Below are 25,375 nucleotides of genomic sequence, written 5' to 3' on the forward strand. Positions count from 1 at the left end.
GTAAGCGATGACTTACTCGCTATGCACCTCTCCTTTCCAGAGTTGGCGCATCTCTTCGCTATGGGTAAGCAGGTATTCCAGGTTTCCCTGCGCTTCAATGCGCCCCTCTTTGAGGACGATGATATGGTCGGCTAGCCTCAGCGCTGCCTCGCGGTGTGAGACCACGAGGCAGGTACGCTGCTCCTGGGCGAAGATGCGTTGCCAGAGCAGGCGTTCAGTCTCAACGTCCAGGGCACTGGAGAGATCGTCGAAGACCAGCAGTTCGGGTTCGCGTGCGAACATGCGCGCCGCCGCGCTCCGCTGTACCTGGCCGCCTGAGAGCTTGACGCCTCGGGGACCAATGACGGTCTCCAGACCGGAAACCAGGGTCTCGATGTCGCGTTCCATGACTGCGGTGTGGATAGCCTGTTGCACCTGGCCCTCGTCCAGGGCCAGACCAAGTGTGATATTCTCGCGCAAGGTTGTGCTGAAGAGCGCGGGCGTCTGGGGTGTGTAGGCGCTACGCGGTGGTACAAAGAAACTCGTGGGATGCGCTACTTGGTCCCCATTCCAGCGGATCTCGCCCTGTGTCTTCGGGAGTAAGCCAAGTAGCGCCCGTAGCAGCGTCGTCTTTCCAGAGCCGACGCGCCCAGTAATCACCACAAATTGCCCTCGGTCAATGCGCAGGCTGACCTTGCTAATGCCACGTTGGGCGTCGGGATAATAATAGCTGAGATCGCTCACCTCTAGCGTTTCCAGGCGCTCCTCGGCTCCCTGGCGTAGCACTGGAATAGCTGGTAGGGGACCACGACGGTAGATTGGTCCAGGCCTTACCAGGGCATTTGGTTCTGCCCCGAGCATGAGGTTGTTCAAGCGTTTGTGCGCGACCCGTACCTGTCTGTAGGCCGCGATGCGCTCGATAAGCTCACCGCTGAAGCGGGCGATGTTGGCCATATAGGCGACAAAGAGCGTAAAGTCACCGATAGTAAAGTGGCCTGCGCGCAACGCACTGCCTGCCAGGAGGAGCACCAGACCAATACCGATACTCGAAATGCCGGTATCGAAGAGGCCCAGGAAGGCATTGCTAAAAAGATTCTCCTGGAGTGCGGCCCGCCTGCGGTGCTGGTTGAGGCGCTGGAAATGCCCGATCACGCTCTCGGTCGCGCCCGCGACCTGGATGGCTTGAACGGAGCCAAACATCTCCACCAGGTAGCTACTGACCGCGCTCCCAGCCTCACGGGTAGCGGTGCGATAGCGCTCGATGCGTCTGCCAAAGGTATTGACCAGCACGTTTCCCAGGAGCAGAGGTATGACTGCTACAATCGTCAACTGAAAGTTGAGATGGGCCATGATGATGAGCGCTGTCACGGTTTCAACGGCCATGCCAAAGACAAAGGCGCTCATTACCAGGAAGAAGCCTACACCTCCTGGATCACGCTGGAGGCGGTTGATGATGTCTCCGTTAGGATAAGGGAGGCCGACTGCCGCGGGCTGACGTAGCAGGTGCTCCAGCAGGTTCTTGCGCAGCAGGGCCTCGACGTTGAAGATCGGGAAACGTTCGCTTACCATCGTTATAATAAGACACGTCATGCGCGCCAGCACCAGCCCCGACAAGAGTGCGAGCAGCCCCCAGAAGTCGGCATCGAGCCGCATGCCATGCGTCAAACCATCCACGATCTGCTGAATAATGAGGGCCGGCGCCAGCGGCAGGAGGCGGCGCGGGAACTGGAGCAGGATGTCTCCTAGGTAGCTCCAGCGTGTGAATTTGATGAGGCGCCATAGAAATTGTCGTGTTTTCATGCCAGTAGCTCCTCCGGGTGCATCATCTGTAGTAGTTGGGCATAGAGCGAGGTGGGGTCTCCCGCCAGGTTGGCGCGTGCGCCATACTCTACTATTTGACCAGCTTCCAGAACCATGATGCGCTCAACGCGTTCAACCGTCGAGAGGCGATGGGCGATAATAAGCGCTGTGCGTCCACGTAGTAAGCGTTCGGTTGCCTGGGTGATGAGCCGTTCAGTCGCGGGATCCAGGCGCGAGGTGGCCTCGTCCAGGATAACTAGTTGGGGATCCTTGAGAAAGACGCGGATACAGGCCAGGAGCTGAGCTTCGCCAGCCGAGAGGCCCGCGCCGTTGCTTGCAAGTGGTGTATCAAGCCCATTTGGCAAGCGGGTATACCAATCGTATAGGCCTAATCGTGTGATGGCTGCGAGGATACGCTCGTCGTCGATCCGCTCATCGAAGAAGGTCAGGTTCTCGCGCAATGTGGCGCGGAAGAGCTGCACTTCCTGAGTGACGAGTCCTACACGCTGGCGCAGGTCCTCTAGCCTTGCCTGGCGCAGATTCTGTCCCCCCAGGCAAACACTGCCAACCACGGGATCATAGAAGCGCATCAGTAGACGCGTGAGCGAGGTCTTGCCGCTGCCACTACGCCCGATCAGCCCTACCGTCATCCCTGCTGGCACCTCAAACGAGATATCGAGCAACACGGGCTGAGACGGCTCATAGTGGAAGTTAACTGCTTGAAAGGCGATGTCCAGGGCGCCAGGGGGAAAGCTAACGCCGGGACCATCTGGAACCTGGCTGGCCGTATGATAGATTTCGTTAATGCGTTCAATGCTGGCCGTGGCCTCCTGAAGCGCGCTAAACTGCTCGGTCAGCTCAAAGGTGTAGTCGAGCATGAGCGAGTTGTAGCTCAGGAGGAGCACAAGCGTTCCGAGCGTGATCGAGCCATGCATGAAGAGGTACACACTGAAGATGAGCACGGCGATCATGCTCACGACTTCAATTGCCAATCCCGAGGTCTCAAAACTGGTCCAGTAAAAGGTGCGCTTGAGTTCAGCGCTGTTCTCCTGGCGCTGCAACTGTACATAGCGCCGCAGAATATAGGGTGCTGCTCCACTGGAGGCGATATCCTCCAGGCTAGCAAGCAGCTCTCCCCAGAAGCCGCTCAAGACCGCCTCCGCCTGCTGGTGTTTCTTATAGTATGGAATGGCAAATTTCTGGATGCGTACATAGGCAAAGATACTGACGACGAGGTAGAGGCCCATGACGATGCCCAGCCACGCGTTCTCTCGTGCCATAAGGACCAGGATGCCCAGGACCAGCAGGGCATTGCCCAGCACGAGAACCATAAGGCGCGAGAAGAAGTTCGCCAGGGAATCGACATTGCCATCGACGCGCTCGATAAGCTCGCCCGGAGTATAGCGGCTGTGGAAGGCGCGATCCAGGTTCAGGCAATGGCGCGTGAGATCCTCACGCAGCCAGTTGGTGGCGCGCCAGCCGACATCCTCACAGAAGTAGGCCGCGAGCGCGGAGACGAGGCGACCACCTATCGCCACGCCCAGGTAGAGCAGAGCCGTAAGCGTGAGCACCTGCTGCGTGGCGCCGTACTGAAAGGCGTCGATAAAGACGCGAATAATCTGCGGTCCCAGCAATTGCATGGCGATGCTAGCGAAGAGCAGGAGCGCCATCGCGGCGACCCTTAGACGCTGTGGCCCCAGATACGTCCGCAAGAGCGTAAGGTATTGGCGCGATGTGACGCGTGGTGGTGAGTTGCGTGCCTTGAGCGACAGTAAAAACTGCCAGAACTTCATTGGTTGTCCTCCATATGGGTTTACAAGACGCAGATGAGGACAACCGCTGAGGGCAGAGACGCGCAAGGCGCTCCGGGTTCAGGGAGTGAAGATGAAGGAATGGGTAGAGTGAAGCCAACGCACGCTCATCATCACCGGTCGTACTCGCTGCGTACGCCGGTGAGAAGCGCGATCAGTCGCTAATGAGAGAGGGATGATCGCGAAGAATGTGAACAGGCGCATGCAGGCAAAAAAGGCAGAGTGATCCCCTGGGCCAGTGGCATGCCATTGCCGCAATGAAGTCCGCCATTTCGTGGTAAGAACTTAATGCAACTGTTCAACATTTTTGCTTCTCCAGACACTATTACACGATGTATAAAATAAGTGTATATGCAAAATTATAATATTGTCAAGAGGTATTTCGGGAACTATTAGCGTATATTGACCAAAAGTAGCCGCGTACGCCAGTAGCGGGCCCGCTACTGGCGTACGCGGCTACTGTGGTAGGCCTGCTAGCGGCTATTGGGATGGGCCTGGATGTGCTCATCCAGGGGGAGCCAGACCTGCATGGGGCCGGCTTCGCGGTTGGCCCAGGCGTAGTAGGGGATGGCGGTGAGCTGGACCGGGCGATAGCGCTGTTGCTTACCCTGGTTATGGGGGCGATAGAGCTGTCCCTGCCATTCCTCCTGGACCTGCTCGTAGGCCTGGGTGTGCAGGGTTACAATCCCGCCCAGAAGCTGCTTCTGGGCTTGTGCTTCCCACTGTGTCTGACCCGAAAGGACAATATCCCATACATCGATGGAGCCGTGGTCGGCCTGCTCAAGGCAGTAGACCAGGGGGCCGCGAACAATGGCGACGCGGCCACGGTTGCTGGTAACATGGGGATGGCTCTCCAGGAGGCGAACCTCCAGGGGCAGGACTATTGTGATTTCATCGCCCGGCTGCCAGGTGCGCTTGAGCTGGACATAAGTTCCTGGCTTGACGGCAAGCCCCTCGACAGCCTGTTGGTTGACCTGGATTTGGGCGCCTGTCGCCCAGGCGGGTATGCGCACGAAGAGGGTGAAGTCCTGGGCCTCCTGCATCTGGAGCTTGATGCGAATCTCTTCATCCCAGGGATAGTTCGTCTGTTGCTCGATGGTAATGGTCTCTCCGCTGGTCAGGGGAATTTGAGCGGTGTTGCTGGCGTAGAGATGCAACCAGATGCCCTCCTGCGAGGTGCTGTAGAAATAGCCAGGGAGCGAGGCGAGCAGGCGCGCGATATTGGGGGGGCAACAGGCCGTGTCAAACCAGGGCTGGCGGCGGTGTTTGCCACGGTCCGCGAGAGGATTCTGGTAAAAGTAGAGTTTCCCATCGAGCGAGCTACCCGCGATAACGCCGTTGTAGAGTGTCTGTTCGATCACATCAGTGAAGCGTGCCTCGGGCCTGGCCTGGAGGAGGCGCCAGTTCCACATGACGCTGGCGATGGCGGCACAGGTCTCCGTGTAGGCCCGTTCATTGGGGAGCTCATAGTTCTCACCGAATGCCTCGCCCTCCCAACGTGATCCCACGCCGCCTGTCACATACGTCTTGCGCTCGGTGAGATTCTGCCAGAGGACCTCTTGCGCGTGGTCAAGGGCCGCTTCCCCTGTCTCAAGATAGGCGTCGGTTACCCCTGCATAGAGGTAGAGGGCGCGAACGGCGTGTCCCACGGCTTCCTGCTGCTCGCGTACCGGTAGATGATCCTGGCAATAGGGCGAGCCATTGAGGACAGGCGGTTTCTGGCCACGCTGATCGATGAAGAACTGCGCCTGTTGCAGGTAGCGTGGCTCGCCCGTCTCGCGGGCCAGCTCGATCAGGGCCAGCTCAATTTCGGGATGCCCACAGGTTCCCGGGCGTCCCTGGGGACCAAAGACCGAGGCGATATTATCGGCTATGCGGGTCGCCACATCGAGCAGGCTGGTCTTGCCGGTTGCTCGGTGGTGCGCGACCGCAGCCTGGAGAAGATGGCCCGCGCAGTAGAGTTCATGCAGATCCGTGAGGTTGCTCCAGCGCTCGGCCTGGCGCTCAAAGGTAAAATAGGTGTTTAGATAGCCGTCATCATCCTGAGCTGAGGCGATAAGCGCGATCACCTCGTCAAGCTGCTGCTCTAAGCGTGCCTCGGGAGCCTGAGCGAGTGTCCAGGAGGCTGCCTCCACCCATTTGTAGACATCGGAGTCGTTGTAAAATATGCCCCTGAAAGGAATCGAGCTATCTCCAGCCGCCCGGCGGAAATTATCGAGTCGCCCGGTACGCGCGGATAGTTCGTATTGCTGTGGAAGTGTCACGGTCTGATTGATATCACGGCGTGGCTGCCAGAACGTATCCGTAAGCTGTATGTTGCTCAGGCTGACCGGGTGTAATCTGGCCTGTGGACTGCGCCGAGTATCGACAACAAAAGCGGTATCCTGTTGCTGTGGGTTGGAATGACGGCTAAAAGTCATTGTGGGCAAGAGCCTTTCTGGTTATGAGATCTACCAAGTAGGTGCCGACGCTGCGAGAGCACGCGTCTACATATAATGGTACGATATTCTCTGCCCCATCATATATAGGCGTGTGCTCTCGCAGCGTCGTGCTACTCTTTACTGTTGCATGGGTGGCAACTGCTCAGGATATTGTGCCTCGGGGGTTTCGTGTGGCTGGGGCTGGGCTGAATTTTGCGAAGGATAGTAGTATTGTTGTCCGCCTTCCTGATAGTTTTCTGGTGGAGCCTGGTAGCCCTGGTCATATGGCTGATAGTAGGGCTGCTGCTCTTCTGACTCGGCGGGTGCCTGGTTGAATTGCTGGGGAGGCATGTATGGCTGTTGATAGTTCATGCCTCTATTGCGACTAGACATGAAGAGGCCCGCCCCGATCAACAGGAGGACGAGCACGCCCAGGCCGAAGAGGATTGTCGAGATGTGGTGTGTAAAGTAGACGACGGCGATGATGATCAAGATAATGCCGAGCCAGCCACTCCTGGACCGTCTATAGCTTCGCCTGTAGGCGCGCCTGGCGTTCCTGGCCGCTCTCCGCGCGTCTCTTGGATCTCCGTATTGCATGAATGTGCCTGCTTTCCTCTATGATGGGTTGGGCTTCAACGCTTGACCCCCCAAAAAAAATTCTATGATTTCGATACCTTTATTACCAGGAATACGAATGTCTCGCGCTTTGGTTGTGTATGGAGGCGTCACTTTCGCGCCTGCTGTGCTCAAGGATAAGGGGATAGGGGATGGTGGTGGGGGTGACGGCGGAGCCGTCACCCCCACCACCATCCCCTATCCCCTTATCCTTGAGGCGAGAAGAGACGCCGTAAAGGCGGTACAGAGCCAGCTTAATAGCAAGGTGTATCTGCTTTTACTCGCTTGTTATTATGCCTGCTTTTTGCTAGAATGGCTGGGTTATGCATATTTATTTTCATAATGCCGAAGATCAGCAGCGCTGGGCATATACAGAAGGATTGAGTGATTTAGGACAGCGCGAAATCGCGGTCCTGGCTCCCTGCTCGGATGATGACCTGCGCAACAGACTCCTGCTTAATTTGCTGGAGTTTATTGCGAGCTATATTAAAAGTCAGCCGAAGCGTATTCTGCCTGGGCAGACGTTTCGGTATGGCTGGGTGATGCTGCGTTTTGTGAGCGATGAGAAGAATATCAGTGGCGCGGGCTCAGATGCTCTGCTCATTGAGGAGCACGAATCTCACTTTGCCCTTGAGGATGTGCCATTTGTGCCCGGTGTGATACGGGCTATGGAGCTTATACAAATCCAGCATAAGGCCATGCAGCGCAACCAGGTTACAGGCGATGTGCAATACCCCTCTTCCACACATTTTGCGCTTATTTGTAGTCGTGTGACGCCAGAGGCTATTCAGCAATTACGCCCTCTATCAGCTCAGCGTCTTTGGGAGCCCGAGGGACAGCATAGCGGTTGGTTTTTTAGCTGCTGTGATCAGAGTCATGATCATGACAATCCTGATGAATTGCACAGGGGCCACTTGCTGCATCTCGTAAAGGGGCTTCCGGCGTTCTTCCCGTATATTGCTATGCCGGTTGGTGCGGCACTCCTCTTTGAAGAGAACAAAGTGGTCATCTTCCCTCCAGGCGAGGAACAGGGCTTTGTCGATCCAGAAGCCCCTCTCACTACTCTGCCCTCTTGAGCGTAATAACTATCATCTTTCGCTATAGCTATTTAATGTAGCGTTTGCTTGTGTGAATTTGCCAAATCTACCAGGCTTTCCTCCTCTATTGCGATTCATAACTTTGCCTTCTTTGTTTCTAGCACTAGCGTGGCTATTTCTTGACATTCTTTTATCTCTGCCCCTATACTATCTATAGGTAATGATCTAACAAGTGTTTTAGTAATTACTGTTTCCCCTAGAGATTTGATTGCTATTCAGGTTCTCTTCTTGTTAATCTTCTGGGATGCTAGGATGTTTGTGTGCAGGGGGAATTTGCACAATATTATTGCTGGCTTGTAGCGAATAAAGGAGTGTTCGTATGCCTTCGTCAATGTATAGACAAAAGCTGTATTTCGCTTATACTCCCTGGCATCGGCGGCGCTTTATATGTAGCCTCTTCTTTGTCTGCCTCATAGTGATATTGGCTGCCTGCTCTGGCGGTCCCACAACCAGTTCGAATTCAGGAACGCAGCCCACTTCTCAGGCGCTCACGCCTACGCCATCGCCGCATAAAGGGCCAGCGGCCGGAACGATACTCTACAAGGCTGATTGGGTGCGTGGTATTGCGGGTTGGGAGGGGGCCACGGGTTGGCAGGTCCAGCATGGAGAGCTTTATTCTAAAAGTGATGAGGATGATACGCTTACCATGCCCTTTGTTTCCCCTACAACTATGTATGCTGTAGAGGTTCACATTCAAGTTATGCATTATAACGCGCCAAACGGTGGTAGCTTCAGTTTCTTTGCGCCGCATAATGGCGCAATTGATGGCTATAATGCCGGGGCGAGTAATCTGCTCTCCAAGTTGCCGACCATTGGCGGCCTTCATCCCCAACTCCAGGCCATGATTGATCCGCCGGCCAACGCGATACAGAGCCAGCCTCCCTTTGATTATGATCCGCGCATGGAGCCACATGTCTACAGGCTGGAGATTCGCGATAACATCTTAGAGTTTTTCGCCGATGGCGTAAAGGCCTTTACTGTGGGCAGCGCATCCTCGCCCAATCTCTCTCAAGGACCACTGCATATCAAGTCGCATGGCATCACCCTGCGTGTCAGCAGTCTGACAATCACCGCTTTATAGGCTTCTTTTTCCAGGCTGGACTCATCGGCTCGCAAGCTCGCCTGAGGTAAGGGGATGTTGGTGTGAGCAGCGGCCTTGCTGCTGCTCACACCAACATCCCCTTACCCATGAGCGCCGCAGGCGCGAGGGATGATATACTCATAGAGAACTATTTGAGGAAAGAGGCTCTTCTATGGAGTGTTTAAGCTGTCTCAGCCTGAGGGGTGAGCGTAGTATTTCGCCTGGACCCATCGTCTATGAGGGAACTTACTGGATGGTCGATCATGCCTATCCCACCATCCACCTTGGCTGGCTGGTAATCCTGCCCAGGCGCCATGTGGAGGCGCTGCATGAGCTGTCTCGGGAGGAATTTTTGGAGTTGGCTGAGATCCAATATAGGTTGGCCCAGACCATGCACCTGGATAGCTATGTGCAGAAAGAGTATCTGATGTGTTTCGCGGAGAGCAAGGGCTTTTCTCATGTGCATATCCACATGGTTCCCAAGCCGGCTGATCTCCCCGACGAGCACAAGGGGCCGCGTATCTTCGAGCGCTTGAAGGCTGACGAAGAGCATCCTATCATTCCTGCGGATGAGTTGACCGCCTTCTGCGATGAGTTTACGCGTAAGCTAAGCGCCATTAAGTAGATTTATCTGGAGAAGAGGATAGGTTTTGGCTTCTATTACCTTCCTGGGCACGAGCGATTCGCGAGGTGTGCCCAGGCTTCTGTGTGAATGCGCGGCCCCCTGCAATTCGGTCGAGAGATGGCCTCAATACGCTTCTATGCTTCGCTTCTCTTCATCAGTAGACTACGTAGTAGGAGGATATGCTGATGAAGAAAATCCCTCAAATTACTATCGCGTTCTGGATCATGAAGATTTGCGCAACCACTCTGGGTGAAACAGGTGGTGATCTTTTATCCATGACTATGCATGTTGGCTATGCCATTAGTTCTCTACTTTTCATTGGGCTGTTTGTCATCACTCTGACGACGCAACTTATCTCGAAGAAATATCACCCCTTCCTTTACTGGAGCGTTATCCTTTCAACCAGTATCGCTGGTACTACCATGTCAGATTATATGGACCGCACTTTAGGGCTGGGCTACGCAAAAGGTTCCCTCCTACTCTGCACTCTCTTGCTAGCTATCTTTGTAATCTGGCGCTTCAGTAAGGCTTCTTTCTCGGTGAATAAGATCACTACGGTGAAGGTTGAAATCCTCTTTTGGACGGCAATTCTCTTTTCAAATACCCTGGGGACCGCGCTGGGTGATTTCCTGGCAGACGATTCCCACCTCGGATTTGGGGGAGGCGTGCTGCTCATTACAGGTCTACTCGCGCTGATAGTTTGCGCAGCTTTTTTTACCAGGATCTCCAAAACCCTCTTGTTCTGGATGGCATTTGTTCTCACGCGTCCATTCGGTGCGACAATGGGTGACCTTCTTACAAAGTCACATGCACAAGGCGGCCTGGGATTTGGCACTATTGGCTCATCTTTGATCCTTGCGGCTATCCTTTTTGTATTCATCCTCATTACATCTCGTCCGGAAATTTCTCACGAATCGGGTGTACAAGCTGGCTTGTTGAAACAAAATTGGCGAATGCTCACCAGGCGGTTTCGGCTCACAACGGGATTTAATAAAAAATGATAGAAGATGTAATGGTTTTTCTCGCCATAGTATGTCCCAGTATGTATATATGGTGTGGCAATGCTTGTGGCACTGCCACACATCATGTGATAAATATTCTACCCGATAAAGACGGGCCAGCGCAGGAGCGTGCCGGCTATATATACCAGGCAGGTGAGGGTGTAGAAGTGTGTGGACCAGAGAAGGAGCTTGTTCTTGCTATAGGCGGCGTACATGACGCCAGCCAGGATCAAGCCTAGACTGATGCGGCTGCAGGAGATCAGCTCGATATAGGAATAATGCGAGAGGAAGACGATGGATAGAAGATTGATGACCCAGGCAAGCAACAGGGGGGACCAGCGCCGCTTCCAGATCTCCCAGCCCGCCAGCAGGCAATTGGCTAGAGTGGGAAGGAACATCAGTAGCAGCAGGAGCCAGAATTTGCGGGGGGCATTGGCAAAATAAGTAATTCCTGCGAAGGGAAGGCGTTCAAAGGAGGGGGCAAAGCCCAGGCCACTCTTGCCGAAAATCAGGACAATGGCCGCAAGCCAGAGCAGAAGCGGTAAGCCTCCCAGCAGTGTCATAGGGATAAGATCGCGCCAGCGGCGCTGGAGGAGAAAGGCCACGCCATAGGCCAGCGGAAAGAGTATCGCGGTTTCGCGGGTCAGGGCCGCCAGTCCCATGCAGAGCGCTCCTAGCCAGACGCGTTTCTCCTGGGTAAAGAGGATGCCCAGGCAGAGCAGAAAGACCATGAAGGGTTCTGCTGTGTCGAACGTGAAGGCCGCGAGCTGGCCGAAATAAAGACCTAGTGCCAGGCTGAACCAGGGCGAGACTTGGCGTTTTTGCAAGATATGAGCTACAATCGCCACACTGGCAACAATCGCTATCCCATTGGAAATCAGCATAACATAGGGGATCAGAGCCGCGTTCCCCAGGTTGAAGGCGAAGACGAACAGGGGATAGAGGATGCGTTGATAGCGATAGGGGGCATTATCCATGAACTGGTAGGCATGCCAGGGGTCATGGGCGAGCTGGTAGTAAAATTGACCATCGTAGCCCCAGGTGCCGCTGGCTTTATGTTCACTCCAGACAGTGCCCAGGTGGACAAAATCTAGAGCTGTATAGCTGCGCAGAACGACCAGCAGGCCTACCCATAAGATATAAAGGGCAGCGACGATGAACGCAGGCCACCAGGCTGCCAGCACTTCTGAGCGCTCCGAGACCTTTGGCACCCTATGTAGCGGTGATGTTAGCATTACAAGACTCCAAGCCACTCTAAGTAAAATTCATGCATTGGCACATGCGTATTTAAAGCATGTGCTAATCGCCAATTATAACCCCTTCTATGGAGAAAACAAAGAGTGCTCTACTCTTTACCTAACTATTAACTTGTGTGGTAAGCGGGGCACTTGCGATCTGAAGCATCTGCTCCCCCAGTCTCCGCAGGGCCTCGCGGAGTTCTGGTGGCTGGTGGACGACGAAGGGGATATTGAGAGACATAAGGTAGCGGGCCTGGCTATCAATGCTGTCGTATTCGGCCTGGAACAGGACTCCATTGGCTGTGGGCGTGAGCGTGCCATAAGAGGCTGGAATCTTCTGCTGCATGGCATAGAGCGTCGCCTGAAACTCGACTTCAATGCGCCAGCGAGCCGATCCCTGGGTATACTTTTCCGCCATGTAGGCGCGACAATCAAAGTCCCCCTCGCGCTCAAATGTTTCTTCCAGGGCCGCTACCTGCTGAATACGATCCAGGCGAAACGTGCGGATATCTTGCCGCAGGCAGCAGTAGCCGATCAGGTACCAGTGTCCGTCCCAGCCTATCATACCGTATGGCTCGACTTTGCGGTTAGTTGTTTGGTCGCGATGAGAGCGATAATCCAGCGTGATTCGCCGCTGTTGGGCGATGGCCTCGCTTATATTGATTAAGAGTGAGACATCGGGCTGTGCATCCTTTTGGGGTGAAAAGAAGAAGAGGTGAGAGGCAACAGCGTTCAGGCGGTCCCGCGCCCGGAAAGGGAGCACGCGCGACACCTTCGCCAGCGCGCCCTCCACGGCTGCCGATGATTGCCCAATCTCCAGCCACGACGTACCCAGCAGACCAAGCATGATGGCCGTAGCTTCTTCCTCTGTAAAGATTAAAGGCGGCAGTTTGAAGCCGGGGCGGAGACGGTAGCCTCCATGGCGTCCAATGTTGGCCTCGACGGGAATGCCAGCATCCTGGAGGGTGGTGATATAGCGCCTAACCGTGCGCACATCCACCTCCAGGCGTGTAGCAAGCTCGGGACCAGTAATAAAGGGTTTAGATTGAAGTAGTTCAAGAACAGTGAGAACTCGGCTGGTCGGATGATACATGCTGTGCGTGACTCCTCGCGTGATTCCGCTACTGGCGTACGCGGCTACTTGTCCAGGCTCTACAGTAGCCGCGTACGCCAGTAGCGGGCTATTCAGGCACGCCACGCCCTCCTATCCCAATCTAAAAATCTCTTAAAGGAGGGCTGGTTCCGTCCTTCTTCCATAGTAAGATGTGAATAAGAGAGAAGTCAAGGAAATAGAGGATGAAAGAGAGCAGTAAGCACGATGGCTGAGCGTATTTTGACCCTGCGCGAGTTGAATCGCGCCACCCTGGCACGCCAATTCTTGTTGGAGCGGGCAACGCAGTCTCATCTGGACGTCATTACGAGTCTTATTGCTATGCAGGCCCAGGTCGCCAACGCTCCCTATATTGGTCTCTGGACGCGTTTGCATTCATTCCAACGTGAGTCATTAACCCAGCTCCTTGAACGCAGGCAGCTCGTAAGGGGATCATCACTTCGTGGTACTCTACATCTCATGACGGCGGAGGATTATATCCTGGTCCATCCTCTCATCCAGCCCGCATTGAGTCGTAATCTTCGCCTCTTTATAAAGAGGGCGCAGGGCTTTGATCTGGAGAGATTCACCGATATGATGCAAGCATATCTACGTGAGCAGCCACGGACGGGGCTTGAGTTGCGTATGAAGATGGAGGAGTTTTCTCCTGGGATGGGGACCCAGCAATTAGCTGATGCCATAAGAATACATATGGCGCTCATCCAGCCCATTCCCGCGGGGACCTGGGGTTTTACTGGTAGACCTGCTCACACCGAGGCGGCTTCCTGGCTTGAGCGCTCAATAGTTGGCTCAGAAGGGGATATGCAGAGGCTTGTCTTGAGGTACCTGGCGGCGTTCGGTCCGGCAAGTGTGCAGGATATGCAGACCTGGTCCGCACTTACCAGGCTCCAACCCATTTTCGACAGCCTGCGGCCAGAACTGCTCACCTTCAGGGATGAGCAAGGGAGAGAGCTCTTTGATCTGCCTGATGCGCCTCGACCACATGCGGATACCCCTGCGCCTGTGCGCTTCCTCCCCGACTTTGATAACCTGCTGTTCTCGCACGCTGACCGTCGCCGGGTCATCTCCGACGAGCATCGTTCTTCTATCTATATTGGCAATAGCCGATGCACGGCGTTCCTGATAGATGGCTTTGTGCGTGGACGGTGGCGGCTTGAGCGCCGGCCAGCATCCACCGCGCTCGTGATCGAACCAGTATCGAAGCCGCTCTCCTCCTCAGAGCAAGAGGCGTTGTATAGTGAGGGAGCAAGCCTCATGCGTTGGATCTTGGATGGTGCGGAGGCATTTGATATCCAATTTGGCTCTGTTGTGGGATAGCCTGCTACTGGTGTGCTGGGGCCTGGACAAGTACCGCGTACGCCAGTAGCGGGCTTCTAGCTATTCGATCGAGAGTATGACTTGTTCGAGATCGCTGACGAGATCAGTTACCTCGCCAATGCGGCGGAAGGGGACCTCGCTCTGTTGCGAGAGCGTTTCCCATAGGGCAGGATCGATGGCGGCGAAGAGGCCACCGGAGGTCTGAGGATCAAAGAGAATGGCCTGGGCGTACTGATCGATGTGCTCACTGATGCGGACATGCGAACCGACTGAGCGCAAGTTGCGGGCCGTGCCACCCGGTGTGCAGCCTGCTTCGGCATAGTGGCGAACATTGGGAAGCAGGGGGAGCGCGGCGTAATCGAAGCGCATACAGGTCTTACTCTGTGTCGCCATCTCCCAGGCGTGCCCCACCAGGCTAAAGCCGGTAATGTCAGTCGTGGCGTGTACGGCTGGACCGGCCTCGACCAGTAGCTCGCTGGCACGCTTATTGAGCGTGGTCATGGAGGTGACCGCGGCGGCCATATCGACCTCGCGGACCAGGCCGCGTTTCTGAGCGGTAGTTATCAGGCCCGTGCCTAGAGGCTTGCTGAGAACCAGGATATCGCCGGTTCTGGCGCCGCCTTTTGTGAGGATACGTTTGGGATGAACGATGCCTGTGACGGCGAGGCCATATTTCGGCTCTTCGTCAGAGATTGAGTGCCCACCCGCGATTGCTCCGCCTGCTCGCTCGACCGCCTCCATTCCTCCACGCAGCACCTCGCTGAGAATGCTGGTATCCAGAGACTCGGGCCAGGCCACCAGGTTGATGGCCATAAGCACCTGTCCACCCATGGCATAGACGTCGCTAAGGGCGTTAGTGGCCGCGATAGCGCCAAAGGTATAGGGGTCATCCACCACAGGCGGGAAGAAATCGGCGGTGCTGATAACGGCCTGCTGCTCGCTGACCTGGTAGACGGCGGCATCGTCAATCGCGCCCAGGCCGATAAGCAACTGTTCCGGCACGACGCGCTGGCGTAGAGGCTTCACGACCTGGGCCAGCATATCCGCGCCGATTTTTGCGGCGCACCCCGCGCAACTGGCAAGCTCTGTGAGCCGGACCGGCTGTTGTATGCTCATATAGAAATTTTTCCTCTCCAGGAAAATAGCATGAAACAGTGTTAGCTATAGAGAAACAAAAGTATACTCTTAGTAAGTCACAAAGAGAGATGTAGCCTCAATAGAAAGCAGATAAACTTCTCCCTTTTTGCCTTTATCCTCTACATAATTGATACCTATGGAAATGTATTTAAAACGATAACCACAACTTTAAAGTGGAATTAGACGTATATACATAAAATATGTCAAAAAAATGCAAGTGAAAAATTGGGAGGAATTTATGAATCCACCTCGTAGGCCTTCTTCACTCAAGCGCTTCTTTATTACGCTAGGTATCGTGCTTCTCGTGACTCCACTATATACCTTCCTGGTTGGTGAACTCTTCGCGTTTAATCCTACAGCAGTTGTTTTGCTTGTAATGTTTTACCTTATCGGGATAGTACTCTGGCTTGGCATCAGTGCCAGGCGTGTAGGCGCAATTTATATTATGTTGCATATAATTGTGGGTATACTCGGGTTGGGTCTTGCTCTAGCTCTTTCTGCAATGTCTCCTTATAATGGTCCATCCGTAGCGATTACCGTCCTGGTTATCTCGATTCTCTTCAATGTCATATTAGCTTGCCTCGCCCCGTTCATTTTTTCATTGCGTGAGCGTGTGGCGTTCTTCCATGTGTCGCAGCAGCCTCAACAGCCACAGCCCGTTCCTCAGCAGCAGGGGCAGCAAGTGGTCTATCAACAGATTGTGTATGTGCCCTATAATCCCAACTCGCCTGACGCACCAAAAATTCCTGCTATCCCACAGATGCCCCCTATCCCAACTCAACCGCAGAATAATTATCAGGAGGGATATCGTCCTGCCCAGCCGCAGCCTAAAGAAGAGTACAACCACTATCAAGAGGGATCACGCACATATACATATCCAACTGGCACAACTCAGAGCCAGGTGAGCACACAATACCCTCAAGCATAAGGAGGCATAATTCACCAGGTTTGGGGAAATAGAGAAGCGCCAGCCGCTAGGCGGTCTGGCGTGAGGCTACCTGAGCCGCGACCTCGAATTTGTTGGCGAAGACGCGGGGGCTGCAATAGACATTGCGCCGGGCGAAGGGCTCGGGTGCCTCTTGTTTGAGGCGTGCCTGCACATGGGGTTTACGTGCGCCCAGGCCGGTAAACCAGGGGTCAGACAGGGTATATATGGGGGCGTGGACCCAGTCGGGAACAGTGATGTCGGCCTGTAAGCAGAGGAACTCGACGGCGGCGGCACAAAAAGCCGCCCACTGGTAATGCTCCGGGTCGGTCCCGGCTGGTTGCTCTATAGCTTCCTGCACCAGCTCTGAGCGACGCTCCACGGCATAGCAATACCAGTAGTTGAGGAAATCGCCCAGGGCATTCCATGGACGCTCACCTTGAACGATCTGACGGTAGGTTGTCTGCATGCTTTGTATTTCAGCCCACATTGTCGAAGCTCCTCCTGTCTTCGTATCTATTATAACATGGATCGAAGAAATTTTTGCCTATTTTGAAGATTACGCAAATAAGTCATCAAATGTAGCTTGAAGATTACACTCCTTCTGCCACTCGGGTGTTGCATAGCGATCCACCAGCGTTTGTGCTTGCGCACGTGTCTCGACGCCAAGCTGCTCGCAGAGAGCTTCGATATCGTCTTCGTCGCGTGCGCGTCCAGCCAGCAGTTTCAGGGCCAGAATATACTCGGCCTTGGGAACATAGATTTGCAAGTTGGTATAGGTGCGCCAGAGGGTGATGGGTCCCATCTCAGGTGTGAAGGAGGCCACGATATCATTCATCCAGTCGCGCGTCAGCTGGTAGCGTTTCGCCACAGCATTAATGGCTGAACGAAAGGCCTTGGTCTCCTGATTGGGATTCATGGTATCGGGAAAATCGAGCGGAACCACGTCGATATCCTTGGTTGAGGCCCGATTTTGCACAAAGAACATCATATAGACTCCCCCCACTACCGCCAGGCGCACGGGCTTGCGCACCTTTGCGCGCTTCTCCAGCTCCTCGTCCAGCGCCTGCAAATAGCGCTCAATCTCGCTGCCTTCCACGTCGCTTGCATCCTTTCACTGGCTCTGTACTGGGTGCAGGGACAGAGCTAGCACATCCCTACTTCAATCGCCCCGAGAGCCAGAATTGACCACCGACAATGCCGTCTTTGACGATTGTACCCTTGACAATTTCAGGGTCTGCTACCAGGTCAACCTCGCCGCCCAGCGTACGGATACGTGCCCAATAGAATGCGCGGCGCGTGACGGGATTGGTGAGGAGGGCTGTTTCTAGCACATAACCATAGTAAATCACCCGAGATTCAGGAGGGTCAATCCGGCCTCCCGTAGGTCCAGGACGAAAGGTGCCGCTGGGAATACATGACTCGGCCGCCATCCTTTTGCCTGTGGCTCGTAATGCTTCTTCATTCTTGTAGGCTTTAATTTCATATGCGAAAGCGGCTAGTTGAGCGTTAGCGAGCTGTGGTAGGTGGAGGGCATCGTACATGCGGTAATCGGGAGCATCGAAAGCAAATGGATAGAGACCCATTTCTGGGTCATCTCCAGGTGTCGCCCATGCGTAGAAGGCACCATCCAATTCTGTATCGTCGGGGCGAGAAACCCGTTTGACCAGCCCAATGGACATTAGTGCCTCACCATTAAAATGTGGATTCAAGCCAATAAGGTAGCCCTCTTGATCGAGTTGCGCCCATAGCTCGATTCCCTCACCAGGGGTCCAGATTTTGTAATAGCCTTGACCAGGAACTTCAATACTGAGACCTTCTCTGTCCGCCTGCATAGCGAGGGCAGAAAAGTCCTCACGCGTTTTAACCGCAAATCCTAGTGTTGAGAAATGACTTGGCATAATATGGTTACTCCTTTGGTAATGCTATGTGAAGTTTGCTCAGGGCCTGCGCGGCGATCATGCGGACCTTTTGATGAGGCCAGTCCAGCAGCTCGACCAGTTTATTGACCAGCAACGGGCCTGGATTGGGCATGTTGCCGATGATCTCGGCTATATGGGCCTGCTGGATCGAGCCAAGCAGTTCACTCATTTCTTGTCCCAGCAGGATGTTGCTGGCTTCTTCCACTACTTCGCCTAGTATCTCGGGATGAGTCTGTTGCAAGTATTTGATGGCAAATTGGTAGGCGTTACTGTCCCCAATTTGAGCTTTAATTAGGTGGAGTGGAACGCGTTCTCTTACATGTATTAAAGCGTTAAATGCAGATTCGCGAACTATGAAGGTATCGTCTGCTAGAGATGTGACAAAAGCCTCTATTGGTTCAGTTGACCCCCATTGGATTAACGTCTCGATGGCAGTGTATCGTATGCGATAATTTTCGTCTTGGAGAAGAGCGAAGATTGTTTTTACCAGAGTTGGCTCCATATGTTCACGCGATTGTAGTGCTTGAATGCCCATCAAACGCACCTGGTCTCTTGCGTCTTGTAGCGCTTGTTGTAGTGATTCAATTGGTAAGCGATGACTTTGGTAACGCATTGCGGAAAGCACAGCTTCTTGGACCTCTCTTTCCTGGTCATTGAGGGCGTCCAGAAATATACTGAGTGGAACTTGTTTGTCTAACGTCCCTAATACTTGAATTGAGGCTGCACGCACCTCTGCATCCTGATTGCGTGTTGCTGCTATTGACCATTTTATTGGAATGCGTGTATTTAGCTGTTCTATCACAGTTACTAGTGCAATGCCTTCCGTGCCGTCAAGGAGCGGGAAGAGGAGCTCAGAAGAAATTTTAGCGTGGTGCGCGAGTAGCACATACCCTGACGTTCGTCGGACCTCCTCGTCAACGTCACTAAGTTTATTGATCATAGTCTCTATTGGAAGGTGTTCCCAGTAGTGGCCTAATCCTAAATCATAGATCGCTTCTCTGCGCATAGCGGCGTCTTTATGCTCTAAAAAGCTTAATTAAGAGCTTAACGGGAGTTCTTGCCTTTAAGAACGTTAACAATGTAATTGCCCGAAGGCGTACTGGTTTTTTATCGTTTTTAAGACCATCGATTAAAGGCTCGATAGGTATATGCTCATGTAATTCCTCGAATGCTTCCATGACACTGTGTTGGAAGTCCCAGCGGAATCTGGTAGTCTCATTTAAGAGGAATTGGAGTAAAGCTGGTATTGCCTGTATACTTCTGCGCTTACATAATATTAAGGCCGCAGCTTGCTTAACGCCTTCATTAGTGTCATGGAGTGTGGTGATAAACAGGTTAATAGAAGCCTTCTCTTGTGTCTCTAATGCGTAAAGAACGGAGCGTCTTACGTGAGTATGTGGATCATGAATTAAGGCGGCGATTGGTTCTATAGGTAATTCTTGATTTTGCTTGCCATATGCAGTGAGTTGTAAAAGCGCGGTCCAGCGAACATCTGCGCTGTCATCTTGAAGCGCTGCTAGAAAAACTTCGATAGGGGCTTTATCTCCTAAAGTGCCAAGCATTTCGAGGACAATCATACGGCTAAAGGGAGTGGCCTTTTGTAGAATTTCTGTATTTGTCTGAATAAACCAGGCTACTGTTTTTGGCGACCATTGTTGGGCTTGCCTTGCCAGAAGGCGTTGAGCTTGGGTACGGAGAGAGCGCTTTAAGGCAAAAGAGGCGCGAAAAACGGGCTTGAGCGGCGCCTCCTTCCCTTGTGTTTCCAGGATGGAAAGGGCGGCCTGATAAACGAGGTCAGAGGGCTTTAGAAGAGTCTCCAGCCATTGCTCGTCTGTGATCCAGGGCTTGAGGACCTCTATGGTTTCTAGCGTGGCTGAGTGGACAGCTTCGCGCCCATCCAGGAGTGCTTCGAGAATGGGTTGGAGCGGAGCCTTGTCCTGAAAAGCGACGGCTTGACGAAGCGCAGTGATTTTGAAATTTGCATTCACGTGGGAGAGCTGAAACAGAAGCTGCTGAAGAGCCTGGGGGTCATCGAGCGAGTCGATAGCTGTCATGTGTGATACAGCGGGAAGTAAAGCATGTGCTGCGCATGCTGTGAATTAGTAGGGAACATTCTGTCCCTTAGCGTTGCTTTTTTGAGTATAACGTGAGCGTCTCCTGCTTGTCAAGCGTGCAAAGTGGTAACATCGCTCCTTAGCTTTAGCCTTTTATTTTATGCGCTCAAAAATTCGTATAGCTATATTAAGATGCATCTATTTCCTGATAGAGGAAGAGAGTGATGGTTGCAAGAGCCAACCATCACTCTCTTCCTCTACTAATATCTTCCATCGTCGTAGCCCTGGGGCGGAGGGATGATGCTACTGGGTGAGGAGGGCATATTGTGATCGCGGAGAGCCTCGCAACAAAGGGCCAGGCTCATCAGGTAGTCGTCGTGCCCATCAGACTCGTCCACGTACATATTCATGAGTCCCTCGGCGGGTACCTCGTAACGTGCGTGGCGTAATTGATGCCAGCACTGCTGATAGGTGGCGTTAGGAGAGCCCTCCTGGCGATAGATGCTGACGCGGCCCGCGTTTATAAGGCCAAGGAGATGGTAGGTGAGCTGGGACTTGCTGGCGCGAGTGAAGTGGAAGGAGCGAATGCGTTCAGTGCCCAGGCGCGTGCTGAGCAGAGAGGCCAATCCTTCACCCAGACCTGTTTTATCGACAACAGTGCGCCGCACATTCCACTCCTGGAGGATGCGTGAAACCGCGGCATACTGGTCGGTATATTTCATTCCGGTCCAGTCGTAGTGTCGCACAATGCGTAGCTCGGGCAGGCCGAGATCGTTGATAGTGACGCGTCCAATCGTCAGGATGGTGCTATCGTGCTTGCCAGCTGGCTGACCAGGGCGCGCATGCTGCTCACCAGCTATATCGAGCCCGGCAACGTAAAAGCCCTCCGTTGGATCTGGAGTAGCCTCCCAGGTGTGCTGGCCTCGCAAGAGCGAGACTTGCAGGTCGTTGAGCAGGTAGCCTGAACCGAGAATGGGCAGCAGGCGATACTGGGTACGAATGCTGATATGGTCCTCGCCAAGACGCTTGATCTCGCTCTCGACGTAGCGCTTGTAGTGGTCATTGATAGCCGCCAGGGTACGCCAATCATAGGCGAAATGACGCTGGCGACCATCCTGGCGCTCAAGCTCCAGGTTATGGGCGCGCATGCGTGCCAGGAGCGTCTCTTCAGACCAGGCGGTTCCGTAGAGAACGGTTGTGGCATTAGTTGTGCTAGCCATAGGTCTGAGATCGGTATCATACTTGTTTGGATCAATGCTTTGCGCCTCATCGATCTCCAGCAAGAGGGAGGCGGTCGCGCCAACGATGCTGGCGCCTGGCCCGGCGGAGAAAAACATCACACGTGGCCCCGTCTGATAGGGAACCTGTTCACGCCTGGGGGCCATACCTATTGTATAGCCAAAGTGTTTCCAGACGCGATTACGCATAAAGGGGTTATCGAGCAGGGAGAGCAGGCGTTGGCGACTATTGATAGTCTGGGGTTTATAAGTGGGGGCAGCCTTGACGATACTGCCCTCTTGCATACAGAAGAGCAGGTAGGCCTCAAGGGTGGCGCTGAGCTGGTTTTTGCCCATCTGGCGGGCAAACATGACGGTGAAGGTATCGCCTCGCCCTTCGAGTACGCTCTCTAAAATGGCATCGCCTACAAGTTCCTGGTAGGGGTAGAGTGGTTTGCCCAGGATCTCCCGGGCAAACCAGCCCAGTCCAGGCCGCTCCGGCCAGGGAGGTAATATGAGATGTTGCTGTTGGCGTTTAGACATAGAGCCCCTCTTCATCCCCATCACATCGCACAGATCAGTTGCACCTGCGCCAGTTTTTCAGCTACATCATCACGCCTAGGATTTTGCTATTCTACTTCTAGTATACCTGATAAAATTGTGTTGGATGCACTACTTATTTATTGTTCGGGTAGGTTCCGTGGACCCTGGTAGGGGCGCATATCGGTGGAAGCGCTAAACTCCTGATAGCTATTGCCATAAGCATGTGGAGCACTTGACATGGTAACTAAGGGCGTTGGTGTTAGATCTGGCACGCGCTTCACTGGTCTGGCTGCTTGCTTCACTGTGAACTTGCGCTTATCAGAGATCAGAATCCAGACAGAGAAGACGAGAAGCGCACCACCTAACGCCATAATAGGGAGACCAAGGGTCCAACGATTATCGAAGTAATCATCTGGATGACCCTGGTGCTCCTGCGTCTCGTAGACGGTTTTCTGACCGCTGGCATTAACCTGGGCGATGTAGGTAAGTTCGTAGCCTTTGCCTGTCTGTCCATCGACATTGACATTCTCCAGTGCATCACTACGATAGATCATATCCTCAAGGTGAGCGCTACTATCAAACTGTACAAACTGCTTGAAGTCGCCAGTTTGAGCAATGTAATAAATAGTGTTGTGGCAATCTTCACAGTGCAAATAATAACGGCCTTCCTCAGCGTCAAGTACAATATGGTAGGTTCCAGCCGGCGCATGATCATACGAGACCGCATGTGATTGTAGACCATAGATAATGCCCGCGATCAAAACCAGCGAGCTACCAATAATACGTCCCGAGTAGGTGTTGATAAATAGCATAAGCAAACGTGCCAGCGAGTATCCTCCCTGAGCGCCGAATGCCATCCTGCGCATAGACATTGCTAACTCCCCCTGCATTATATAGGTATTCTGTCAATAAAGAGCTAAAGGGCCTATTTTGCGGGTTCGACAATAAAAGCTCCGCAATAACAGTAACGTATTTACCTGTTTTTAGTCACTATTGCATTCTTCTTTTTATCATATGTTTTTCTGGTAATTTGACTTATACATGAATCATTCTGTGTATATTTGTATCAAACTATTTTAAACCCGCTGTTGTTAAATATTTAGCTTCTGGAAAAGCTGTAACAAAACGACTTGCTACATTGACTATCTCATGTAACTGAAAATCCTGGAGAAGCAGTATTGGAGAAATGGATTGTGAAATATTGTGATATCTCGTGGAGAGAAGAGACAGGCTATGAAGCAACCAGCAGATAAGTCTGCCCTGGCTCTGCACGCGTTCTTGCAGGAGAATATGGAGCCACTCCTGGGCATTATACGCTCGTATGTCGCACGCGCGGGCCTGGCAAAGGGCGAGACGCTACAGAACATCGCATCCGAGGTTTTGAACGAGGCCACGTTGGAGGCCCTGGCCCACATTGATGTCTTTCATACTGTGCGCCAACCTCGGGCCTGGTTTCTAGGTATTGCCGCTAACGTTATTAAACGACGGCGCGCCTCCCTGTTCAAGCAAAGCCAGCGCGAACTCTCATTCAGTAGCTCACTTTTTGCTGAGGAACCTGGCGGCGAGAGCGATTTTTTTGATCAACTGAGCAACCTGACCCATCCCGGTCCTGAACAAGAGGTAGAGACGCGCACACAGGTTGCTGAATTACTTGCGCTGGCTTTACCCGAGGATCGACGGGTGATACGCCTGGCATTTTTACAGGACCTGGACACATCGAGTTTGGCCCTGGCGCTTAATGTTTCTCCAGGTTCCGCGCGCGTCCGCCTACATCGAGCGCTGAATCGTCTGCGGTCTACCTGGCGTGCACGAGATCAGCAAGGGAAGGAGAGAGGGCACCATGCTTAAGCACGATAGGCAGCAACGCCTGGCATATGAAAAGACGCTCTATCGCTATAGTACGGCGCTTGAGCGTGGAGATTTGGATACGATTATCACGATCCTGCAAGAAGCAGAAGACGATCCTTATCTTGAGCATTTAATTTTTGAGATGCATCAAGAGGACTATCAAAAGGAGGAACCTACAATGAGCCACGTATCTTCTAAGCAATCACCGGCAACCGAAGAAACACCGCCCCTTGAACTTAACCGTAGCTTGCGCTCTCAGCCAGAGCAGGCACCGCGAACTCGTAAACGCTGGCTAACCACTCTTCGAGGGATTGCTGCTGTTGCCGTTGTCGCCATCTTAATCGGCAGCGCACTCCTCATTTTCTCGGCGGTAAATGCGTCTCATGACCTTGCCAAAAAGCAACAAACATCTACCGGCTCTTCTAATAAAACACTACACAATATTGTGGTTGCCGCAGAACTTACCCTTGCTGGTCCTACCATAGGAAGGGAAGTTCTTACAGCAAGGGACGCCTCTACAGGGGTAAAACTCTGGTCCTATACGGTGCCAAAAGGATTAGATGGTAAGGTCTTTGACATCAAGGGCAAGAAGGGGTTAGTCTACAGTGATAGTGCCAACCCCAACCTGGTCGTTCAGGATCACGTTGTTTACTTCGCCGGTAATAAGCAAGTCCTGGCACTGCATGCGCTGGATGGAACCCTTATCTGGCAGACAGATTTAGGGACAATGAACCAGCATGTCGTTATTGGTGACCCTTTGCCATTGCTTGTAGTCGAGCAGGGACGCGTCTATGCCAGTGGGTACTCAAATGGGAACCTTTATACGCTGGACGCGAAAACGGGTAAGATCATCTGGCACTATGACGCGCCTGAACCCGCGCTACTTAGTCTGAACAATGGCATTGCCTATGTGATTGCCAATAAGCATTATATTAAAGCCCTGGACGGGAAAGATGGGCACACACTCTGGACGCAAGATGTTCAAACTGGGCCAATTAGCGCTACGGTAGCGAATAATGTCTTCTATGTCCAGGTTATGCATTCTTTAGTTGACGATCCTAAGGGTTCCCTCAAAGATCAGAGACCACTCATTGCCCTGAATGCCACTACTGGCACACAATTGTGGTCAGTCATGTCGCAAGCTAGCAATCCTACAGGCCTTGTTATTGTACAGAATATGCTGGTGCTTTTCGATGGCAGCCACTTCTGTGGATACCACACCAGCGATGGTACACATGCCTGGTGTACGACTGGGCCACAAAACACAGTCTCGGGTGTCGGCATCGCGAGTAACAATGGAAGCATCTATGGCATTTTCAACCTTGACGGAGGCAGGCAAAGAGTACAAGCCATTAATCCACAGAATGGTAAGATATACTGGTCCAAAGACGTCGATGGTGTTGTATCAAATGCTCCATTGATTCTCCCTTTCGGCAACAGTCTGGTACTTCCGCTAAGCAGGGCTGTGCTTGATCAGGCTACTGGCAAGGAGCTCTGGCACTTTGCCGCGGTAAAAGATGTCCTTGTTATCGTGGGTGGAGCAGGCATGTAGAGTAAAAAAAGGAATAAGGGCATATGATAACGGGCTGGCAGAGCCAGCCCGTTATCATATGCCCTTGAGAAATTCTGGCTGT

General features: G+C 53.2%; 22 protein-coding genes and 2 pseudogenes. 10 read left to right on the forward strand and 14 right to left on the reverse strand.

Annotated elements, in window-relative coordinates:
* Positions 1–12: 12 nt before the first annotated feature.
* Together JMJ04_RS28570 and JMJ04_RS28575 are read right to left on the reverse strand one after the other, a co-directional pair.
* Positions 13–1,779 (reverse strand): ABC transporter ATP-binding protein, encoded by a 1,767-nt coding sequence (locus JMJ04_RS28570; RefSeq protein WP_201373812.1) that lies wholly within the window; start codon positions 1,777–1,779, stop codon positions 13–15.
* On the reverse strand, positions 1,776–3,572 hold the full coding sequence (locus JMJ04_RS28575) for an ABC transporter ATP-binding protein (protein WP_201373813.1): 1,797 nt from the start codon (positions 3,570–3,572) through the stop codon (positions 1,776–1,778). Before JMJ04_RS28575 ends, JMJ04_RS28570 begins: the two co-directional genes overlap by 4 nt.
* A gap of 443 nt (positions 3,573–4,015) precedes the next feature.
* On the opposite strand from JMJ04_RS28575, the pseudogene JMJ04_RS48930 reads away from it, so the two are divergent.
* Positions 4,016–4,195, forward strand: a pseudogene (locus JMJ04_RS48930) (hypothetical protein); the annotation flags it as partial.
* Here JMJ04_RS48930 and JMJ04_RS28580 read toward each other — a convergent pair.
* Positions 4,163–6,010, reverse strand: a pseudogene (locus tag JMJ04_RS28580) (glycoside hydrolase family 127 protein); the annotation flags it as partial. The pseudogenes JMJ04_RS48930 and JMJ04_RS28580 overlap by 33 nt on opposite strands.
* A gap of 138 nt (positions 6,011–6,148) precedes the next feature.
* Entirely contained in the window at positions 6,149–6,607 is a 459-nt protein-coding gene (locus JMJ04_RS28585; protein WP_201373815.1) for a hypothetical protein, read from the reverse strand.
* A gap of 97 nt (positions 6,608–6,704) precedes the next feature.
* Here JMJ04_RS28585 and JMJ04_RS28590 point away from each other — a divergent pair, with 97 nt between their 5' ends.
* The 5 genes from JMJ04_RS28590 (at position 6,705) to JMJ04_RS28610 (ending at position 10,429) form a co-directional block, all read left to right on the forward strand.
* Positions 6,705–6,968 (forward strand): hypothetical protein, encoded by a 264-nt coding sequence (locus tag JMJ04_RS28590; protein ID WP_201373816.1) that lies wholly within the window; start codon positions 6,705–6,707, stop codon positions 6,966–6,968.
* On the forward strand, positions 6,949–7,701 hold the full coding sequence (locus tag JMJ04_RS28595; RefSeq protein ID WP_201373817.1) for an immunity protein Imm33 domain-containing protein: 753 nt from the start codon (positions 6,949–6,951) through the stop codon (positions 7,699–7,701). The genes JMJ04_RS28590 and JMJ04_RS28595 overlap by 20 nt, the downstream gene beginning before the upstream one ends.
* Before the next feature lie 340 nt (positions 7,702–8,041).
* Positions 8,042–8,803 carry a hypothetical protein gene (locus tag JMJ04_RS28600; RefSeq protein ID WP_201373818.1) on the forward strand — a complete coding sequence of 254 codons (762 nt, stop codon included), beginning with the start codon at positions 8,042–8,044 and terminating at the stop codon, positions 8,801–8,803.
* Between the two features lie 172 nt (positions 8,804–8,975).
* Entirely contained in the window at positions 8,976–9,428 is a 453-nt protein-coding gene (locus tag JMJ04_RS28605) for an HIT family protein (RefSeq protein WP_201373819.1), read from the forward strand.
* 185 nt (positions 9,429–9,613) lie between these two features.
* The gene (locus JMJ04_RS28610; protein WP_201373820.1) at positions 9,614–10,429 is read left to right on the forward strand and encodes a COG4705 family protein; all 816 of its coding nucleotides are present in this window, start codon (positions 9,614–9,616) and stop codon (positions 10,427–10,429) included.
* Between the two features lie 98 nt (positions 10,430–10,527).
* On the opposite strand, the gene JMJ04_RS28615 is transcribed toward JMJ04_RS28610, so the two are convergent.
* Together JMJ04_RS28615 and JMJ04_RS28620 are read right to left on the reverse strand one after the other, a co-directional pair.
* The gene (locus tag JMJ04_RS28615; protein WP_201373821.1) at positions 10,528–11,664 is read right to left on the reverse strand and encodes an AZOBR_p60025 family cell surface glycopolymer formation protein; all 1,137 of its coding nucleotides are present in this window, start codon (positions 11,662–11,664) and stop codon (positions 10,528–10,530) included.
* Positions 11,665–11,785: 121 nt separating this feature from the next.
* The gene (locus JMJ04_RS28620) at positions 11,786–12,760 is read right to left on the reverse strand and encodes a helix-turn-helix transcriptional regulator (protein ID WP_201373822.1); all 975 of its coding nucleotides are present in this window, start codon (positions 12,758–12,760) and stop codon (positions 11,786–11,788) included.
* Between the two features lie 225 nt (positions 12,761–12,985).
* Between JMJ04_RS28620 and JMJ04_RS28625 the strand changes: the two genes are divergently transcribed.
* Entirely contained in the window at positions 12,986–14,095 is a 1,110-nt protein-coding gene (locus tag JMJ04_RS28625) for a winged helix DNA-binding domain-containing protein (RefSeq protein WP_201373823.1), read from the forward strand.
* 60 nt (positions 14,096–14,155) lie between these two features.
* Here the strand turns inward: JMJ04_RS28625 and selD are convergent, their stop codons facing one another.
* Positions 14,156–15,211 carry a selenide, water dikinase SelD gene (gene selD / locus JMJ04_RS28630; RefSeq protein ID WP_201373824.1) on the reverse strand — a complete coding sequence of 352 codons (1,056 nt, stop codon included), beginning with the start codon at positions 15,209–15,211 and terminating at the stop codon, positions 14,156–14,158.
* Positions 15,212–15,470: 259 nt separating this feature from the next.
* On the opposite strand from selD, the gene JMJ04_RS28635 reads away from it, so the two are divergent.
* Positions 15,471–16,160 carry a hypothetical protein gene (locus tag JMJ04_RS28635; protein WP_201373825.1) on the forward strand — a complete coding sequence of 230 codons (690 nt, stop codon included), beginning with the start codon at positions 15,471–15,473 and terminating at the stop codon, positions 16,158–16,160.
* A 46-nt stretch (positions 16,161–16,206) separates the two neighbouring features.
* Here the strand turns inward: JMJ04_RS28635 and JMJ04_RS28640 are convergent, their stop codons facing one another.
* The 7 genes from JMJ04_RS28640 to JMJ04_RS28670 all read right to left on the reverse strand — a co-directional run bounded on the left by JMJ04_RS28640 (position 16,207) and on the right by JMJ04_RS28670 (position 22,765).
* On the reverse strand, positions 16,207–16,647 hold the full coding sequence (locus tag JMJ04_RS28640) for a hypothetical protein (protein WP_201373826.1): 441 nt from the start codon (positions 16,645–16,647) through the stop codon (positions 16,207–16,209).
* Positions 16,648–16,716: 69 nt separating this feature from the next.
* A complete protein-coding gene (locus JMJ04_RS28645) occupies positions 16,717–17,256 on the reverse strand; it encodes a DUF6036 family nucleotidyltransferase (RefSeq protein ID WP_201373827.1) in 540 nt (179 codons plus the stop codon).
* Between the two features lie 58 nt (positions 17,257–17,314).
* Positions 17,315–18,058, reverse strand: a complete 744-nt coding sequence (locus JMJ04_RS28650; protein WP_201373828.1) for a hypothetical protein — start codon at positions 18,056–18,058, stop codon at positions 17,315–17,317.
* A gap of 7 nt (positions 18,059–18,065) precedes the next feature.
* Positions 18,066–19,085: a HEAT repeat domain-containing protein gene (locus JMJ04_RS28655; protein ID WP_201373829.1), complete on the reverse strand. Its 1,020-nt coding sequence runs from the start codon at positions 19,083–19,085 to the stop codon at positions 18,066–18,068.
* A 10-nt stretch (positions 19,086–19,095) separates the two neighbouring features.
* The gene (locus tag JMJ04_RS28660; RefSeq protein ID WP_201373830.1) at positions 19,096–20,133 is read right to left on the reverse strand and encodes a HEAT repeat domain-containing protein; all 1,038 of its coding nucleotides are present in this window, start codon (positions 20,131–20,133) and stop codon (positions 19,096–19,098) included.
* Positions 20,134–20,393: 260 nt separating this feature from the next.
* Positions 20,394–21,893, reverse strand: coding sequence for a phage terminase large subunit family protein (locus JMJ04_RS28665; protein WP_201373831.1), 1,500 nt, complete (start codon positions 21,891–21,893; stop codon positions 20,394–20,396).
* A gap of 137 nt (positions 21,894–22,030) precedes the next feature.
* Positions 22,031–22,765: a hypothetical protein gene (locus JMJ04_RS28670; protein ID WP_201373832.1), complete on the reverse strand. Its 735-nt coding sequence runs from the start codon at positions 22,763–22,765 to the stop codon at positions 22,031–22,033.
* Positions 22,766–23,126: 361 nt separating this feature from the next.
* Between JMJ04_RS28670 and JMJ04_RS28675 the strand changes: the two genes are divergently transcribed.
* Positions 23,127–23,741, forward strand: a complete 615-nt coding sequence (locus tag JMJ04_RS28675) for an RNA polymerase sigma factor (RefSeq protein ID WP_201373833.1) — start codon at positions 23,127–23,129, stop codon at positions 23,739–23,741.
* On the forward strand, positions 23,734–25,293 hold the full coding sequence (locus tag JMJ04_RS28680) for an outer membrane protein assembly factor BamB family protein (protein WP_201373834.1): 1,560 nt from the start codon (positions 23,734–23,736) through the stop codon (positions 25,291–25,293). Before JMJ04_RS28675 ends, JMJ04_RS28680 begins: the two co-directional genes overlap by 8 nt.
* Positions 25,294–25,375 lie beyond the last annotated feature (82 nt).

It is taken from the genome of Ktedonobacter robiniae, assembly GCF_016587375.1.
Taxonomy (GTDB): Bacteria; Chloroflexota; Ktedonobacteria; order Ktedonobacterales; family Ktedonobacteraceae; genus Ktedonobacter; species Ktedonobacter robiniae.